The organism is Vibrio hepatarius, from assembly GCF_001274785.1.
Taxonomy (GTDB): Bacteria; Pseudomonadota; Gammaproteobacteria; order Enterobacterales; family Vibrionaceae; genus Vibrio; species Vibrio hepatarius.
Genome location: NZ_LHPI01000013.1, coordinates 1 through 17,094 on the forward strand (window position 1 = coordinate 1; position 17,094 = coordinate 17,094).

The 17,094-nt window shown below is 42.9% G+C and carries 15 protein-coding genes; 13 read left to right on the forward strand and 2 right to left on the reverse strand.

Going from position 1 to position 17,094, the window contains the following annotated elements:
* The first annotated feature begins 455 nt into the window (after nucleotides 1–455).
* Nucleotides 456–1,388, forward strand: coding sequence for a ParA family protein (locus AKJ31_RS14020; RefSeq protein ID WP_053409734.1), 933 nt, complete (start codon nucleotides 456–458; stop codon nucleotides 1,386–1,388).
* Nucleotides 1,389–1,390: 2 nt separating this feature from the next.
* Nucleotides 1,391–2,644: a ParB/RepB/Spo0J family partition protein gene (locus AKJ31_RS14025; RefSeq protein WP_053409735.1), complete on the forward strand. Its 1,254-nt coding sequence runs from the start codon at nucleotides 1,391–1,393 to the stop codon at nucleotides 2,642–2,644.
* A gap of 112 nt (nucleotides 2,645–2,756) precedes the next feature.
* On the opposite strand, the gene AKJ31_RS14030 is transcribed toward AKJ31_RS14025, so the two are convergent.
* Together AKJ31_RS14030 and AKJ31_RS14035 are read right to left on the reverse strand one after the other, a co-directional pair.
* Entirely contained in the window at nucleotides 2,757–3,143 is a 387-nt protein-coding gene (locus AKJ31_RS14030; protein WP_053409736.1) for a hypothetical protein, read from the reverse strand.
* A 12-nt stretch (nucleotides 3,144–3,155) separates the two neighbouring features.
* Nucleotides 3,156–4,238 (reverse strand): PRTRC system protein D, encoded by a 1,083-nt coding sequence (locus AKJ31_RS14035; RefSeq protein ID WP_053409737.1) that lies wholly within the window; start codon nucleotides 4,236–4,238, stop codon nucleotides 3,156–3,158.
* A 1,067-nt stretch (nucleotides 4,239–5,305) separates the two neighbouring features.
* Here AKJ31_RS14035 and mobI point away from each other — a divergent pair.
* The 11 genes from mobI to AKJ31_RS14090 all read left to right on the forward strand — a co-directional run bounded on the left by mobI (nucleotide 5,306) and on the right by AKJ31_RS14090 (nucleotide 17,080).
* Nucleotides 5,306–5,800, forward strand: coding sequence for a conjugative transfer protein MobI(A/C) (mobI, locus tag AKJ31_RS14040; protein WP_053409738.1), 495 nt, complete (start codon nucleotides 5,306–5,308; stop codon nucleotides 5,798–5,800).
* Nucleotides 5,800–6,507 carry a hypothetical protein gene (locus AKJ31_RS14045; protein ID WP_053409739.1) on the forward strand — a complete coding sequence of 236 codons (708 nt, stop codon included), beginning with the start codon at nucleotides 5,800–5,802 and terminating at the stop codon, nucleotides 6,505–6,507. Before mobI ends, AKJ31_RS14045 begins: the two co-directional genes overlap by 1 nt.
* 15 nt (nucleotides 6,508–6,522) lie before the next feature.
* Entirely contained in the window at nucleotides 6,523–9,336 is a 2,814-nt protein-coding gene (mobH, locus tag AKJ31_RS14050; RefSeq protein WP_053409740.1) for a MobH family relaxase, read from the forward strand.
* Between the two features lie 9 nt (nucleotides 9,337–9,345).
* On the forward strand, nucleotides 9,346–11,217 hold the full coding sequence (gene traD, locus AKJ31_RS14055; protein WP_072161358.1) for a conjugative transfer system coupling protein TraD: 1,872 nt from the start codon (nucleotides 9,346–9,348) through the stop codon (nucleotides 11,215–11,217).
* Between the two features lie 9 nt (nucleotides 11,218–11,226).
* Nucleotides 11,227–11,865: an IncC plasmid conjugative DNA transfer DtrJ family protein gene (locus tag AKJ31_RS14060; protein WP_053409742.1), complete on the forward strand. Its 639-nt coding sequence runs from the start codon at nucleotides 11,227–11,229 to the stop codon at nucleotides 11,863–11,865.
* A gap of 49 nt (nucleotides 11,866–11,914) precedes the next feature.
* Nucleotides 11,915–12,910, forward strand: a complete 996-nt coding sequence (locus AKJ31_RS14065; RefSeq protein WP_053409743.1) for a S49 family peptidase — start codon at nucleotides 11,915–11,917, stop codon at nucleotides 12,908–12,910.
* A 125-nt stretch (nucleotides 12,911–13,035) separates the two neighbouring features.
* Nucleotides 13,036–13,425: a hypothetical protein gene (locus tag AKJ31_RS14070; RefSeq protein ID WP_017190581.1), complete on the forward strand. Its 390-nt coding sequence runs from the start codon at nucleotides 13,036–13,038 to the stop codon at nucleotides 13,423–13,425.
* Nucleotides 13,426–13,493: 68 nt separating this feature from the next.
* Nucleotides 13,494–13,808 carry a type IV conjugative transfer system protein TraL gene (traL, locus tag AKJ31_RS14075; RefSeq protein WP_053409744.1) on the forward strand — a complete coding sequence of 105 codons (315 nt, stop codon included), beginning with the start codon at nucleotides 13,494–13,496 and terminating at the stop codon, nucleotides 13,806–13,808.
* 11 nt (nucleotides 13,809–13,819) lie between these two features.
* The gene (locus tag AKJ31_RS14080) at nucleotides 13,820–14,470 is read left to right on the forward strand and encodes a TraE/TraK family type IV conjugative transfer system protein (protein WP_053409745.1); all 651 of its coding nucleotides are present in this window, start codon (nucleotides 13,820–13,822) and stop codon (nucleotides 14,468–14,470) included.
* Between the two features lie 23 nt (nucleotides 14,471–14,493).
* Entirely contained in the window at nucleotides 14,494–15,720 is a 1,227-nt protein-coding gene (locus tag AKJ31_RS14085) for a type-F conjugative transfer system secretin TraK (protein ID WP_169780634.1), read from the forward strand.
* A gap of 13 nt (nucleotides 15,721–15,733) precedes the next feature.
* Entirely contained in the window at nucleotides 15,734–17,080 is a 1,347-nt protein-coding gene (locus AKJ31_RS14090) for a TraB/VirB10 family protein (RefSeq protein WP_053409747.1), read from the forward strand.
* Nucleotides 17,081–17,094: the final 14 nt, after the last annotated feature.

Here is a 17,094-nt window from a genome sequence, read left to right on the forward strand (position 1 = left end):
TGCCATGCTCGCTTTAGAGTGAAATGTCTCCCACGTGGGAGACTTTGGCAAAACTACCTATTTGTCTATATTTTTCAATAGGTTAAGTTAGAAATTAATTTTTAAAAAATTAACTCTGAGCACTACTGCCATGCTCGCTTTAGAGCGAAATGTCTCCCACGTGGGAGACTTTAGCAAAAAAGACCTTTTTATCTAAATCTATCAATAGGTTAGTTGCTATTTTAATTTTTAAAAAATTAACGATCTATAGTTACAAGGCTTGCTCAAATTATAAACAACAACAATCAGGTAAAGTAAATATAAACGGCAAATCGAACCGAAAAATGTACTACTTTTCAGTCAGGATATAAAAAACATGATGTTGCTGGGGTATTATGGCATAGATTTATTGATAAGGCCTAACTGGTGGCGTAATATCACTAAAAGCTTAGATTATTCAAGAGGAACTGGTGTTTATGGCTAAATCTAGAAAGCCCATTTCGCTTATTTGCTACAACCATAAGGGTGGTGTGGGTAAGACTTTTATTGCGAGTTGGTTAGCATACTTATTTGCAACCGGCGGAGTAGATAAGAAAGGTAAGAAGTATCGCGTTGTCTTAGTTGACCTTGATAGCCAACAAAACTCCAGTAAAACATTCTTAGAGATGCAATATAGAAGTGGGTTGCCATATCTATTACCGCCACTACATCCAGACTACGTAGATGGCGACCCAGATAACGGCACGTGGAATGGTTACTCAACGAGTTCAGACATACTCTTCGATCGTCAATTTGTATACTACCCAGTTAAAGATGTACCTAACTTGAAAGTTCTTCCATCTGAGGGGCGTGTAGATAGGCTGAATGACGTTTTCTCTGATAGAGATGCATACATTCCACTGATCTCTGAATTGACAGAAACATACCTTGAAGTAGAAGGTGACTTGGATGAAGTTGATATTATTATCTTTGATTCACCACCAAGTAAGACAGCGATTACTGAAGGCTTTATGACAAAGTGTTCACACGTGATCATTCCGACACAGCTGGAATATGATTCTGTAGAGGCTGTACCGAATCTACTTGAAACAATTCGAATCAACAATGAATCCACTGACGAACCAATAAACGTTGTTGGTGTTATTCCGAACCTCGTTCGTTCTAGTAGTTTGACTAATAGTGAGTTAGAACAATTCACAAACCTCATTGAGAATGTGAGTCGATACGAACCGGTACTAAATACTAGTAATCTTGTACCGGATGACTTCTTTTTAGTGAATCGAGTAATTTTCAAACCTAGACGTAAGCCAGATAACTTAGAAGAAGTTTTCTCATTAAAGAAAGATGTTAAAGCTACGGAAGAAATGACTAAGTTATACAAATTTGTAAGTGAAAGAATTGGTGTTTAATTATGGCCGAAAGTAAAAACAAAGTTACTGTAAGAGGACGTAATCGACGTTCATCTGGCCTCGATAAAATGGAGCAAGCTCGTTCTAAAGTACGTGAGCAACAGGAACAGCAAGACAATGGAAATCAAGAGTCTCAACAACCTTGGGAACCAGCAATCAATACAGGTGCTAAAGATTGTATCCGTGATGATTTAGCTATCGCTTCTGTCAGTCCTGACCCTCAGAATGCTCGTGACTTTCCTGTTATCAGGCCAACAGCTGAGGCTATGTTTCTGGCTCAGGAAGAAAATGTCGGTAAGCCTTATGTGATTATTGATAAAGGAACCATAGTTAATAAGACCCCTAAAAACCATCCGTTATACAAACACATTCAAACTCAGATTGATGAAATAGTTCTACTAGCTGAACAGATCCGTGAGGGTGGTGGAATTTACCAGCCAATAGAGGTGTACCGTGTCGGAGGTACTGATTACAGAATTGTGTTTGGACATAGACGTTTTTATTCAGTTGTATATCTAACTGGATGGGATGGTGTATGGCCGTTCCAGGTACACAGACAGAAACCAAAATCTCCTAAGTTAAGACAGTTTGCTGAGAATAACTCTAGAAGTGATTTAGCCCTCCATGAAAAAATATATGCTTTTAAAATGGCATATGATGAAATCAAAGATGACGAATCCAAAGAACTGACTGCTGTCGAAACCATGAAGTTGATGGGTTTGAAAAATGCGTCCTTCTACCGGTATCTGCTGCTAAACAAATTCCCGTTCATCTATGATGCCGTTCGTGATGGCATTGACTTTATGACCATCCGGGAACTTGAAGAAGCTCTCAAATTACCAGATGGAACGGAAGATGAAGAACTAGCTGTTAAGATGAACCTAGCAGAGATGTTCTTAAATAACTCCATGTCAGTTCCTGAATATTTGAAAGCAGTTAATGAAGACGAAGAGCTGGAGTCACCAAATGATTCTGATTTGGGCTTAGATGGCAATGACCAAAACAACGAGAATGACGATTCCCAAGCTGGTAAAGAACCACAAAATGAGATTCGAAGAGGTCGTAAAGCCAAATATTATGTCCCGCCAAGAATCAAGAATACCAATGTAGTTAAAACGCTTCTCACAAGCGACATAACTAAAATGGAGATTGAAGGTATCAACTGGGAAGAGGTTAACTGGGAGGATAGGGCACAAGTAAACCAATGTCTCGATGCCACGATAAAAGCTCTTGAAGAGATGAAACAAGAAGATTAGGAATTATAAAGGTCACCAAGTGACCTTTTTTTTATATTAGAATGTAAAGAAAATACTAATGAAAAAACAAAAAACCACCCTACTGGCCAGTAGAGTGGTTTTGGATATTTGATTAGTCTAGCCCTAGCAAATCATCGCCAAAATCAAGATCACTTTCATCTAGGGAGACAGTATTCGAATCTGCTGGCTTGGTAACATTCGAACTTGATTGACTGTCAGCAGATGTGCCACTACTCGTTACTGTTTCCGATGTAGGTGCGCTACTTGGAATATCTTGAGCAACTACGTGATGAACTGGTGATGCTACTGCAGGCAATCCTCCTAGCTGTCCATTCTTTACCATTAAGCCGAGTCTCATTAGGTAACGAATTTCTTCCGCTCGGCCCTTTTCATTGATTCGTGAAAGATGGTCAAAAAGGTCAGGGTGGATGTCTTGAAGTACACGTAGATTACATCTTACAAACTCTACGTCGTTTTGAAGCTGTTGAGGCTTACTCATAACATGCTCCTATTACTTCTTGAAAAGACCTTTTCTCACCATTGCATTCATTCGTTGCATGCCACCTTCTTGGAAACCAATTACGTTTGCACGCAAGCTATCTTGAAGAATTTGAATATCATGGTTTGGAAATGCTTTCTGTAAAGCTGGTTTGTAAAGCGCAGCCGGGCCACCTACGATAATGATGCGGTCCAAATCTTGAGCGTCACCAACCTTGTTTACTACAGTTGAGATTGCTTCTTCCGCAACTGAATTGATAGCATCTGTGAAATCAAATTGCGGTGTTTTATCGCATCCTTGATGAACTGGGAAATCCATAGTACGACCAAACAATTTTAATTTACCAGTTACAAACGCTTGATCTAATAGCTCAACATTGATGTCGTTGATACGTGTAAATGACGGATGCTCTTTGAACACCTCTAATGCAGCATCTGCTACGGTTGCCAATACACGTGACATGCCAGCTTCATAATCGCCAGAACGGTTTTCATTGGCAATTAGACCACGAGTAACAAGCCAGTCGACAGTTAGGTATCCTGGGTCAACTACAAGCAGGTTCTCATTCTTCATTTCATTAAAGCGACCTTGACCACCTTCACGCGCATAAGCTAATAAACCACCTAGTGGCTGTGCAATAACCCAAGCTGACTTAATAGTAATCTCACGGCCATCGCCAAGATCATGCTTTCCTTCTACCATTTGTTTTAGTTCTTCACGGCGAGGCATAACCGAAACTGGTAGGCCACAAACAAGCAAATCTACTTGTTCATCAGGAATCATTTTTAGAGCGCCAAGTAATAATGCTTTGTATCGCTCAGAATCAATATATCCCTCAGTGTTTAACACGCGAGAAGATCGCGGGTCAGAAGAAGCGTGAACATCTTCACCGACTTCATACTTATTTTTACCTACTGGTACCACAACGGTTTTACGTGAACTAAGGATGTCACTGCCTAAATTCTGCTTACTGTACTTAACAGGTACTGGTACGGATGGGTAAGTACGAATAACAAAGCCTTCTTTTGTTACTCCAGTCACTGTAGATGACGTGCCGTAGCCAATTTCAACAGATCTAACGATTGGATCAGTCATATTTTACTCCAGTAAATGGTTTCAACCATCATTCAAAAATTGGGTGGTGTCCTCTGCGACCTTATAGCAGTCGCGTGGGACTTCTGAAATATAAACGCTACATATTGAAATTGCAATAAAATCATTAAAGTGTTCGTTGTGACTTCCATGAAGTTACACAAGACTTCTTGAGTAGAATCCAAAGTATTTCCAAATACAAGCAAGTGTCCTACATGACTTCTAAGAGGTCACATGGAACACCCGTCACCATTGAGATTTTTGACTGATTAAAAAGAATTGGGCTAGAAGCGAGTAAAAAACGAGCAAATCAAGCGTTTTACTATGGTTAGTAGTGCTGACGCTGATGTTAGGTAAGCCAATATCAGAAAATATCGACGTAATTGATACCTATGAGCGTCCCATTTAGAACTTAGCCATAGAAAAACGAACCCAAATGACCAATTAAAGTGGTGTAAATAAGGCTAGATAATCACCACGGTTGCAAGAAAACTCCTTCAAAATCTCCAGTCATAAATTCTTCAATATTTTGATTAAAGTCGGCGCCGAACTGAATGGTTGCATTTGTTCATAACTTGCCGATTTGCATAAAAGTCGGCACCGAACTCGGTGCGGGTATTCAATAAAACAAAATTTGTTGAAATTGAGATAGTCGGTGGTTTTAAAATCGGTCTGGACTAACTCGGCACCGAACTAGAGTGTTGAGTTAAACCTAACTTATGCAGGAAACCAGCAATGTCGGCACCGAACTAGTGCCGGATATTAGTCGTTAATTTTCAGTGCCTGGATTTGTCAAAAAACAACGAAGTTTAATGAGCATTAAACCCGGCACCGAACTGCAAAAGAGACGTATCTCTAACATTGCCGAAATCCAACTAACTCGGCACCGAACTATTGCAGGGCTTGCTTGCACTTTCCTCTTCGTTTTTTACGAATTCATCAAGGAAATGCAAACCCGGCACCGAACTGAACGTGGAGGCCATTCCTTCACCCGTTGCCGGAATATTCAAACACGGCACCGAGCAAATAGGTGTAGAGATTGAAAAATAAAAAGAGGTTTGAGGGGGCGTATGCCAAGACAGTCAATCGAAACTGCTAGGGCAGAAATTAGAACCACCTTAGAAAAGCTCATTGAAGAGGCAACCACGGTTGTTGATGGCTATTGGATTGAATTCAGAATGATGAATATGAAACTCCAAGAGCGTGAGCGGAAAGAAGGGGCTCCAGAAGGTTATCTTCGAGGGAATTATGGTCCTCGCATTACCGTTCGAACGGGTAAGACATATATCGAGTGGGTTTTTTACGGGCCTGGTCGTTATGGGGGAAGAAAGAAATCGTGGGGTGAGCGAGTAGCTCCTAGAAAGGGTCCGGTATATCAAATGTCCCAGTTCGCTAAAAAGGCACAACCTTGGGAACTTGAGATGATTGAAGAAGCTGAAAACAAACTTCGCCCTTTACGTTATGCAATTGAACATGTGCATGGAGCTCAGGCTTATCTAAGTCGTCTCCTTTCAAAAATGGATAAAACCGAAACAGAAACACTGAACTCTGAGGAACAAGAATAATGGCAGAACAAAATTCACAACAAAATGGAACGGAACAAAGCAATCGTCCATCTGCGCGCAGACCACAGCAAAGACGCAATGAGTTTGTACAAACACGCAAGTCAGTTCCTTACACTTTGCAAGTGCAATCAAATGCAATGCTGGATTATATGTCACGTAATGGTGGAGCAGCAGCTGGCGCATTCCAACGAGTAGCAGGCCTTATCCAGTTCACAGCGAATGACACAGTTGTACGTGAGCGATTGGATACGTGGTTTGAAAGTGTAATCGCCAATGCATCTGAGCGTGCTAACGCATTATCTGTACAGCAGGAAAAATATAGCGAAGGTATTGTGACTAATGTGCCTCGTCCAAAGGTTCCTGAAAACTACAAGTACGTCGTTGAGATCACTCACCCAATTTTTTGGAAACTGATTGGTCTGGTAGAGATGATTGATAACGTTATGGGGGAGATAGAGTTCCTATGGTTATCTGGCCAATTGGAAGACGTTCACCTGCAGAACGCTCAAGGCCAAGCCATCAATACTATTCGTACAATGGTCAATCGTATCTACTACGTTACCAATGCATCACGTAATCGTAAGGGTGGTTTATACAATCCTGATGCATACAACGAGCTAATGCAGGCTCTAATCAAAAACGAAGAAGCTCCAGAGCACCAAGAGAATGAAACTGGTGAGCAGGAAGCCGCTGCAACAGCAGCGTAGTGATTGGAGTCCTTCATGCTTAGCCGCTTAAGAGGTGCGGTACACAAAATGTTATCAGGAGCTGCCGAAAGGGTGGCTCCTGATACTGGTAGTGTAGTTATGCCTGCACCAGAACTGTCTATTGAAGATCTGATTCGATACCCGCCAGAAACAAAAGGTATTCCAGTTATCTCATTGGAAAAAATACTTGCTTCTCAAACAGAGATATTACGATTGATGCATCGTGATTCTGGCTTGCCTGACCCAGAAGAGGATAAGGGGAATTCAAAAGGTGACAAAAAGAAGAAAGAGTATCAGCTTAACTTCGATACACTTTTTCGTCAGGTTGTTACCAACTACATTCGATATGTCCATTTACTTCCTGCATCTGAAAACCACCATCATAGTGATGTTGGTGGTTTGGCTCGTCACAGTTTAGAGGTTGCACTCAACAGTTTGCGCCGTTCACAGCAACAAGTGTTGCCAGCAATTGGTCATTTAGATGAAGAGCAAGCTAGAAAACCACGTTGGCAATACGCAGCGTGGATTTGTGGGTTGCTACACGATGCAGGGAAAATTCTATACGACATGCGCGTATATGATGTTGATACCGGTGAAGACTGGAACCCATACCTTTCTGACCTAATTTCTTGGGCTCACGAAAACAAAGTATCTCGATACCGTGTTACGTGGAAGCCAGAGCATCGCCATAAAAAACACGAAAACCTAAGTGTCCAAGTTTTGGAATGGATTCTCACTCCAGAAGCCAAGTTCTTTCTAATGGACAATTCTGATGAACTTCCTATAGCAATCAACCATGCTCTTGCACATTACGGTGGAAGTGATGGCTATCTGCAGACGTGCATCCGTGAAGCTGACAGCGCTAGTACTGAAAAAGACATTCGAACTCAGTGGCATGAAATGATTGGTAAGCGTCGCTACCCATTGGAAAGCGCAATTGTTAAAGCAATGCGCCGGCTTCGTGATAGTTGGGATGTAAATAAACCCAAAGGTCATATATGGATTATTGGTGAGGAAGTTTATCTAGCGTGGCCTAAGTCAATTCAACTGATTGTGCAGCAACTACAAGAAGACAAGGTAGATGTTCCTGTAAACCCAACGCGAATTCTGGAGATTTTGGAAGAGCGTAATTTGGTTAATCGGATGGATGAAAGCGTTACATACAGCATGTTTACACCAGAAATGGAAGATGTGACTGGAGCAGAGCGTGTCATTCAACTTGCTTGGCCGGGGCTGCTATACGAAACCATGCCCGTTCCTAGATCGGTACCTGGAGTCTTGCGTCTAAATAACGATGGCAAGTCACTTGAGTATAGAAAAGATGGTTCTGTTGTTGAGATCGATCCAGAGCATGATGCTGATGAAAAAAACACTGGAGCATCGGAATCACAGTCTAGCCGTGAAGCGACAAAGCAGCGTAAGAATCTGAAAAATACTACTAAGGCAGAATCTGAAACAAATGTTGGGTCAGTGGATTCCAATGCCTCAAATAAAGCCGAAGAAAGTAAACCTAAGAAGCCACGCAAGAAACCGGCGGCTAAAAAAACAGTCGATAAAAAAGATAGTTCTACTCAGGCATCAACTCCACCTAAAGCAACTGATAGTAACAAAGGTTTAGTGTTTGCCAATCAGGGGGCTCCAGCACAACAAGATAAACCAAACAAACAGAAGCCAATCGAAGAAACGCAAAAGCAGGTGTCTACTCATAAAACTGTTGATACCGGCAATGACGCAAATATGGAAGTGCCAGCGTTCTTGATGGCCGATGAATACGACGGTGAATTCCAGTCGCAGGCTGGTGGTGATATGGATGTGCCAGCATATCTGCTTGAGGAACAGGAAGTAGTGCATAAACCTTCAACGGAGAATGCAACACAGCTTTCACATAATCCTGAGATGGAGACTGCTGCAAATAAAGAACCTACTGAATCTGTAAGTCAAGAAGCCTCACAAATCAAATCTAGAAAACCACAAGCACAAAAAACTGACGGTGTTGTGCCTATGGGAACTCTTCTTAAGCGGAAAGAAGCATTTAAGAAAGAACGACCACAAGCTGCACAGCCGAAAGGTTGGTTGGGGCAGAAAAAACACGGTCGTTCTCAAGCTGATTCGTTCCTAATTGATTTGGCAAATGCAATGGCAAATGGCGATTTGACTGTTGAAGCAGGTAAGGGAATCTTCCTGACCGATGGCCAGTTGCACATCGATACACAAATGATGACAAAAGTGCTCGATGTTGAGGCTGGTCCAATTTCATCGATCTTGAAGAATGAGCGTTTACTCGATTACGACAAGCTGAAACCAAACCTACTTGTTCAGCGAAAAACATTTGGTCGCCATAAGGCAATGGTTTTTTCTCTCATTAAACCAGTTAGCCAGCAAATTTGTTCAGAGCTCGGGATAACTATCACGAACATTGACTATTCCGCTGAGGAACAAAGCCAAACCGTCAAAGTAACTAATCCAAAAAGTGATGCCTTAAGTCCAAAAGAACCTAAAGGTAACAACAACGCTAAACAGCCTGTTCCAACCCCTGAAATAACAGGAGGTCAAGCCGTTGGAGAGGAAGACGAAATCACCATGCTTATGACGTACCTAAATGCGAAATCAGAAGCTGGATGTGAATTCATGCAGAAAACAAAAGATGGCCGTCATTGGGGGATTTACGCCCAAGGCGCTATCAAATCATTTATTCAAGATGTACGCCCTGGGGCAAGTCGAAATGGGTTATCTAAGGAACTGACTTTGATGGCAGATGGAGTGACTGACTTAGAAACCGATTCAGGGCGTAAGAAGCATCTCTTGATTAGAAAAGAACTAATTGGGTAGTGAGGTTCAATGATAGATAGAGGTAAACAATTCTGGATGGAAAACATGTTCCGTCCAGTATTCGAACTTAAACAGGCGCAGATATGGTTTTTTGGTGGCTTTATAACTCTGTTTACAGGGGGGCTAGCCTTAGACACTTCTGTACCTATTCATGTAATCCTCTTTGGGTACATGATGATTCAATCTGGAATTCGCGTTAAACAAGGCCTGCCCTTGTTAAAGCGCCAGTTCAAGTTGTTTGTTAATTATTTTTACGTAATCAGTGCACTGGAGTTTCGAGAGAAAAATCTCAAGAAGAAGGATACCGCGTTTCTTGGTCGTGGCTTTCCTTGGGGGCCAGAACATGCCCAGCGTGCTTATCAAGTTATGTCTATGTCTACGGACTATCTAGAGATAAAGCTGCCGTTGGTGCTTCGTCCATTCAGTAAGAAGTACGAAAAAACAACACGTAAGCTAGGTGGTCGTCCTTGGATACATGGTCTTGGTGAGGAAAAGGAAGTTACAGCTGATGAAAGCGTATTCCATGCTCACTCAGTAATTTTTGGAAATCCGGGTACCGGAAAAACAACGCTGTTAAACATGTTATCAAGTGGTGCGCTTCATCGTGGGAACGTAATAATCATTATTGACCCAAAAAACGATGCGGATTGGCGAAAAACAATTCAGCGTGAATGTAAAGCTCTTGGTATGGAAGATAAGTTCTATTTCTTCCACCCTTCGCACCCAAGTAAGAGCTGTAGGATTGACCCGTTAACTTCGTATGTTCGTACCACTGAACTCGCGTCTCGCTTGTCTTCGTTGCTTCCGGGCGAAGCGGAATCTGACCCATATGTTCAATTCGCATGGAAATGTATTTATCAGGTTATTGAAGCTCAGTTATACGTTGGCGAGAAACCGCAACTTACGAATATTGCCTATTACCTAATGAGCGGCAAGTTCCAACTAGCCAAACGATGCCTTGATAAATTGTTCTGCGAAGTATTGGGGCCTGATTGGGTTACCACTATGGGTAAAGACATCGAGAAAATGGGACAGGGCAGCTTGATCGCTGGAATGTGTTTTTACTACACGCAAAATCTACAAGCTGATCATCCAAACCCTGCGGTCAACGGTATTGTTGAGATGGTGTCACACCCTCAAGAACACATGACGAAAATGTTAGGTTCGACAGCACCATTGTTTGCTCAGCTGACATCTAAACCACTTGATGAATTGTTATCTCCAACTCTACGTATGGATGAAACCGATGATGAACGACCTATCGTTGACACGGATAAACTCGTTCGAACTGGTGGTGTTTTGTATGTTGCGCTGGATAGCTTGTCTGACTCAATGGTAGCAAGTGCAATTGGTAAGTTAATTCTTGCTGATGTTTGTGCGGCAAGTGCACGTCGATACAACTATGAAGAAGGTAAAGGACGTCGCGTTAGCTTGTTCGTAGATGAAGCCCACGCATGTATAAATGACCCACTAATCAATATGTTAGCTGTCGCTAGGGGCGCGCAATTTGAGTTGTATGTGAGTAGCCAAACTTTGCCCGATTATATTGCTAAAACCAATGAGGCACAGGCTCGTCGTATCCTTGGTCTAGCCTCAAACCTGTTCTGTCTACGTGTGAACGACAACATCACACAAGAATATGCGACAGAGAACTTTGGTGAAGCCAGCATCCGTGAAGTTGGGTTCTCTTTGAACTCTGGTACATCGACTACAGGTGCACTAGGTGAATTCTCTGGTGGGTTGAAGGAGCAGCTCAGTCAATCCCGCGAGAAGGTTTTCCCTGCAACTTTGCTAGGTGACTTACCAAACCTCCAATACATCGCACGTTTATCTGATGGCCGTAAGGTGAAGGGGCGTATTCCGTTCCTCAAGGCTGCGTAAGGACTAAATATGTTTAGCGATAAAGATACCAATAAGCAGAAAAACTTCTTTGCCAGAATGGTGGGAGCTGTTGCCATGATCTCACTTGCGTATGTGTTGATTATGATGACACCAGAGGGTTACCGACAAACCTTACAGGCTGAAATTAACGCCTTTAAAGGTGTTGTTGGCCCTGCAGATTCAGCTCATGTATTACAGAATGCAGCTGACATGTATAGCTACGCATTTTTAGAAACCGGTGTTGTTTCTTCTATGGAAGAGTCAGTACAGATTACGGGGGTTGGTGGTGAGGAATTCTGGCGCACACCAATGATTCGAATTGTTGAAAACTTAAAGCTGATGTTCTACCAGACGGTTTTCAGAATGGCGGTGTTTTTCCACTGGTTAATACTTGGTGCTCCATTCATCTTCGCTTTGGCGTCGGATGGTTACTACAAACGAAAAACAAAGCAGTACGAGTTCGGTATTGCCAGTGCGAACTTATTTCGTATCTGGGTTAAAGCCGGGATGTTTGCCTTTTTCATTATCGATGTTTACTTCATTTTCCCCGCGGCAGGCGTGTTCGGAGTTCTACTGCCGCCGATTATGTTTGTAATCCTCGGTTTCTCACTCAGATATGCACTTAGCAACGTAAGTAAGGTCTTCTGATTTTATAAGCCCTCTCAATGGGGGCTGTTCATACACGGAGTTTTAAAAGATGTTCCCCTTTAGAAAGAGAAAGAAAGTACAAGAGCCAAGAAACTTTAAGGAAGCAATCATTCAAGAGTCTGCTCGCCATCTAAAAGTTAAAAAGTGGACGGACGGCGTTAAGGCTGGCGCTATCGCAATCATGATGATGGTTAGTGTTGGGTACACTCTTAGCGATACGGCAAGTGAAAAGATTGGGCCTCACATTGCTGTCATTTCGCTAACAGGGCCAATTGAAACAGGGAACCGTGAAACTGATGGTTGGAAAGTAAGCCAAGTTATCACTGACGCTATTGAAGACGATAATGTAAAGGCCATACTAATTGAGGCTAATTCACCTGGTGGTTCTCCAAGTGACGCGGAGATGATTTATAAAACAATCATGAAGTACCGTTTCTCAGAAGAAAACACAAAACCAATCTACACGACAGTTAGAACTTCATGTGCAAGTGCCTGCTATTACATTGCGGCAGCAACAGACGAAATCTACGCAATGGATTCATCGCTGGTGGGGTCTATCGGTGTACGTATGGATGGTTGGGGCTTCCAAGATGTAATTAAGAAAGTTGGAGTTGAACGTCGAGTATTCCATGCAGGCACACATAAGGCATTAATGGACCCGTTTAAACCAGTATCCAAAGAGGAAAGGGCGTTCATACAAGACTCTATCTTAACCAAACTCCATACACAGTTCATAAATGCAGTAAAGAAAGGCCGAGGCGACAGGTTGGTTGATAAGCCTGAGATTTTTTCTGGGCTTATCTGGACAGGTGAAGAAGCTGTTGAACTGGGTCTAATCGATGGTGTAAAGACCCCGATGGAGATAGAAGCGTACTTGGAAAAACAACTTGGTGTTGATAAATACATATATCATGGACGACAGAAGTTTAAGTTAACAAATCTGTTTTCAATGGATGCGAGTACATTGGTTGATATGATTTCAGAGTCAATCTACCACGAGTTCAAATCTGACGTTAAAAGCAATTCCCTAACCCCTACATATTAATTAAATACCTCTAAAAAGCCCTACATAATCGCTGTGTGGGGCTTTTTTTATTGGCATTCTACCCTCTGTCATAAAGACACGATCAATCAACAATTCTTACGTGATTAATATAGAGAGTTAAGAAAATGCAAAATACTGCAGTAATGGACAAAAACATGCTTGGCGCGGGCTTCGACAGCAAGAAAGTAATGATGTTTCTCGTTGCGCTTGTTGGTGTAGTGGCATTTGCCCTAGCGTTCAACGCCTTAGCCGCAACCGGTACCCTTGAAGGTGAATTTGCTGACATGTGGGACGAAGTGAAAGGTCTAGCTGGTGGTGCTCCGGGCAAAATTCTAATGATGCTTATGGTAATGGGTGTCGTGTTCTTCTCAACTGTTAAGCCAAACCTGGTTGGTTTCGCTGGCTGTGTTGTGTCAGTTCTTGTACTAGCTAACGCTGGCAAGATCATCGATTCATCATTGACTTCAACAATTTTTGACGCTCCAGCTGCATTACTACCACTTATTGGTGGCTAACCAACCCTTGATTGAGGCGCTGATCATTTCAGCGTCTTAATTTTTCCAATTTTGATGAATGAGAATGTATGGAAGATTCACAACAGCAAGCGCTTAGAAGTGACCAGCATTACCTCCCAATGCGAGTCAATGAACCAATGATGGTTATCTTTTGGGACGTAGACGAAGTAAGGCCAATCATCCTTTCTTTTGCTTTAGGTGTGCCGTTTGATGCTATCAACTACGTGCTACCTGTTGGGCTTTTGTACTTCTACGTGGCTAGAAGAATTAAAGCCAAATACGCCAAAGGAATTCTAAACCACATTGCATGGTGGCACGGAATTCTACCAATGAAAACCACGCGTTCAATGCCTGACCCGCTCATTAGAGAACTTTTCAGATAGGAGCACCATAAGTGTTTAAAAATTCCAATGCGCTGCGCTCATGGAGCTCAAGCGTAGCCTTATCTCGATTTCTAGTACAAAGCAACTTGGCTTTGGCCATTGCAGTAGTGGCATTGGCTTACGCCGCTTTAAGCAAAGATGAAACTGTCATCGTAGTGCCGCCAACGTTTACAGAAGAAATCACAATGGCAGGCAATAAGGCAAGCGAATCCTACAAAACAGGGTGGGGCTTATTTGCTGCGAACATGGCAGGCAACATCTCCGATCGTAACGCTTCATTCGTTGTCGATACGTTGAGAAAAATGTTCCTAGCACGTGACGCTGATGACTATGAACGCCAACTTCTATCTCAGGTAGAAGCCCTCAAGGTTCGTGGTGTAAGGGAAAACTTCACACCATTAGATCTAATTTACAACTCGCAAGTAGATACCGTTTGGGTTTACGGCGACAAGAAAACCACTTCAACACGCTCTGGCGCAACAACTACTCAAAAGTGGACATACGAAATCAAAATCGCCGCTCGTAATGGTCAGCCTAAGATTACCTATTTTTCACAATATGCAGGCGCACCAAATACACGTAAGCGCGTAGTTGAACTTAAACAGCAGCAAGTTGAAGAGAAGAAAGCTGCGGAAGAAGAAAATAAACAGGCCGAGGAATAGAAAACCAAATGAAGTATAACTCTATGAATAAATCAGCCTTGGCAATGTTGCTTACTGTTGCCTTTTCATCATCTGCATTTGCTGCAGAGAAAGATGTAGCAGCTGACATACCTGTTACACCAATGAACGCAAGCCGAGTGCCCGTTGACATCTCTGTTTCAAATGGAAACGTCGCCAATGCTGTAGACCAAGCGATTATGGATGCTGTTGCTAAAAGTATGCCTGCAAAATCTGTTGCGGAATACAAGGCTTCACAGCAAGCGCAGCAACCGGTAACCGTAGACTCTTATGGTATGCCAGTGGTTCAAGGTACGAAGGTTAAAACCGTAGATACTGCGCCAGTTTATACGCAGCAAGGGCAGCCACCAGCTATTGCGGCAACTCCAGTTCCGTCTGCAGCGCCACAGGTTAAAGGTTCTTCTGACCCAATCACTGACTCAGTACGTTCAAAATACAAACCACATCAAGAAGTAACTATAGAGCCTGGTCACGGTGAGTTATTACCCGTTGCTGCAGGGCTTCAAAACCGAATCGCAACGCCTTTTGTTGATGCTGTTGTTAAAACCGCTGATATGGAAGTGCCAATTCAAACAGATGGCGGTTTTGTTTACATCACGCCTTTAAGTCAGGCTCCGATCGGTCTAATGGTCGGTGAGCGCGGTATGCCAGAAACGATGGTAAGCCTAACTCTTATGCCTTTGGACGTTCCACCAGTAATGGTAGACGTCAAAGTGAAAATGGATGCAAAAACTAAAGCAAAGCACTCTGAATACATCGCCAAACTGAAATCCGATAAAGAGAAAAACGATTTCCTTACAGAAGCGCGTAAAGGTCCAACTGTTAAGAACGACCCTCGAGTGAATACTGAACATGAAGACCGTGCCACCAGCGTTCTGTCAGAAGTTGCGGGCGGTAACATTCCAAATGGCTTCGACATTACTACCGATATTCCAGCTGAGGAACGCTACCCATGTGACATCGTGCGTTTGGGGATGTACCACGAAGTGGGGCAGCGCATGATTAGTGGCCGAGAAATTATCGATGTCGTTCTGGTTAAAAATGACATCAATGGATTCCGCGAAGTGCGAGAAGAATACTGCTTGGCTGATGATGTAATTGCTGTTGGTGTGTTTGACCGTGCAACGCTGGCTCCGGGTGAAACCACAGAGTTATACATTTTGCGTGACAAACTTTACAACGAAAAACTTAAGCGCGTTCGTACTCGACCTCGTTTAACAAGTTCTTACTAAGGGGGAAATCAAAATGGATATGACCTCTTTGAAAGGCAAAGCTAATCAGCAATGGCAGAACCCTAAAGTACGTTACGGCGTAGTGGGGGCGGTACTGCTAGGTATTATTTGCTCTATTGCATTTAGTACTGACGACATCGATACAGGTGGTACTCGCAAAGACAATAATGGTGCTGTAGTTGTTCCTGAAAAATCTCGTCGTGTAGAGGCTAACTTCTTTACACAAGATGGCGCTGACGATATTGACCAAGGTCGAATGGATGAAATCTACGGCTTAATGGAAGACCAATTGGCAGAGCGTGAGAAAGCTATCGACGAACGCGAAGAAGAAATGCGCCAAATGGAAGGTCGCGTAATGAAAGAGCTTGAGTCACTACGCTTTAACCAGAACGACCTTAAGCGTGAGTTGGAAGTGCAGAAAACCGCTTCTGAGGAAGTTCAGAAACAATTTAGTAATCAGAACTCTCCAATTTTTACGCCACCAGCACAACAGCCGGTTACCCAGACGCAACAGCCTGTAACCACGACAAACCCAATGGCAAATGCTGTACAGAAAGTTATGCCAAAGGTTATTGACCACAAGCGTATTGGTATCCGTACCATCGATAGCACTGGTGACCGATTCCAAGATGCGACGGGTGAGATTAAAGAACTACGAGTAACCGAAGAGGTTGAGGAAGAGGTTGTTAAGGAAGACACTGACAAAGATAAGACCAAGGATAAGGCAGAAATCTTCTTGCCGGCTGGTTCAATTATCAGTGGTGTACTTGTAACAGGTATGGACGTACCTACAGGTAACTCGACTAAGCGTGACCCATTCCCTGCAATTCTTCGAATTAAAGAGGAAGCTCTGCTACCAAACAACTTTACCGCTGATATTAGAGAGTGTGTGATTGTTGCTTCTGGTATTGGTGACATCGCAAGTCGTCGTGCTTACTTACGAGCAGAAGCGATTTCATGTGTAACGGATGCAGGGAAAGCAGTTGAAGCGAATCTAAATGCATTTGCAGTAGGTGGTGATGGTCGTAACGGTATTCCGGGACGTCTAGTTTCTAAGAATGGTGAAGCGGCTATGAAATCGGCGTGGGCAGGTTTCTTGAGCGGCATGGCTAACTTAGCGGGTCAATCTACTTACAGTATTGGCGATAACGAAACAGGTATCTTTGGTCCAATGCAAAACCCAGAAATCATGAAATCAATGGCTGGTACCGCGGCGTTACAAGGTGCTGGTGATGCGATGGAACGATTAGCTGACTACTACATTGAACTTGCAGAAGAGATGAAACCTTATATCGAGGTTAACCCTGGTATCTCTATCGACTTTATTATCCAACGCGGTTCCAAACTACCCCTAGAGTAATCTAGGGGCCACAA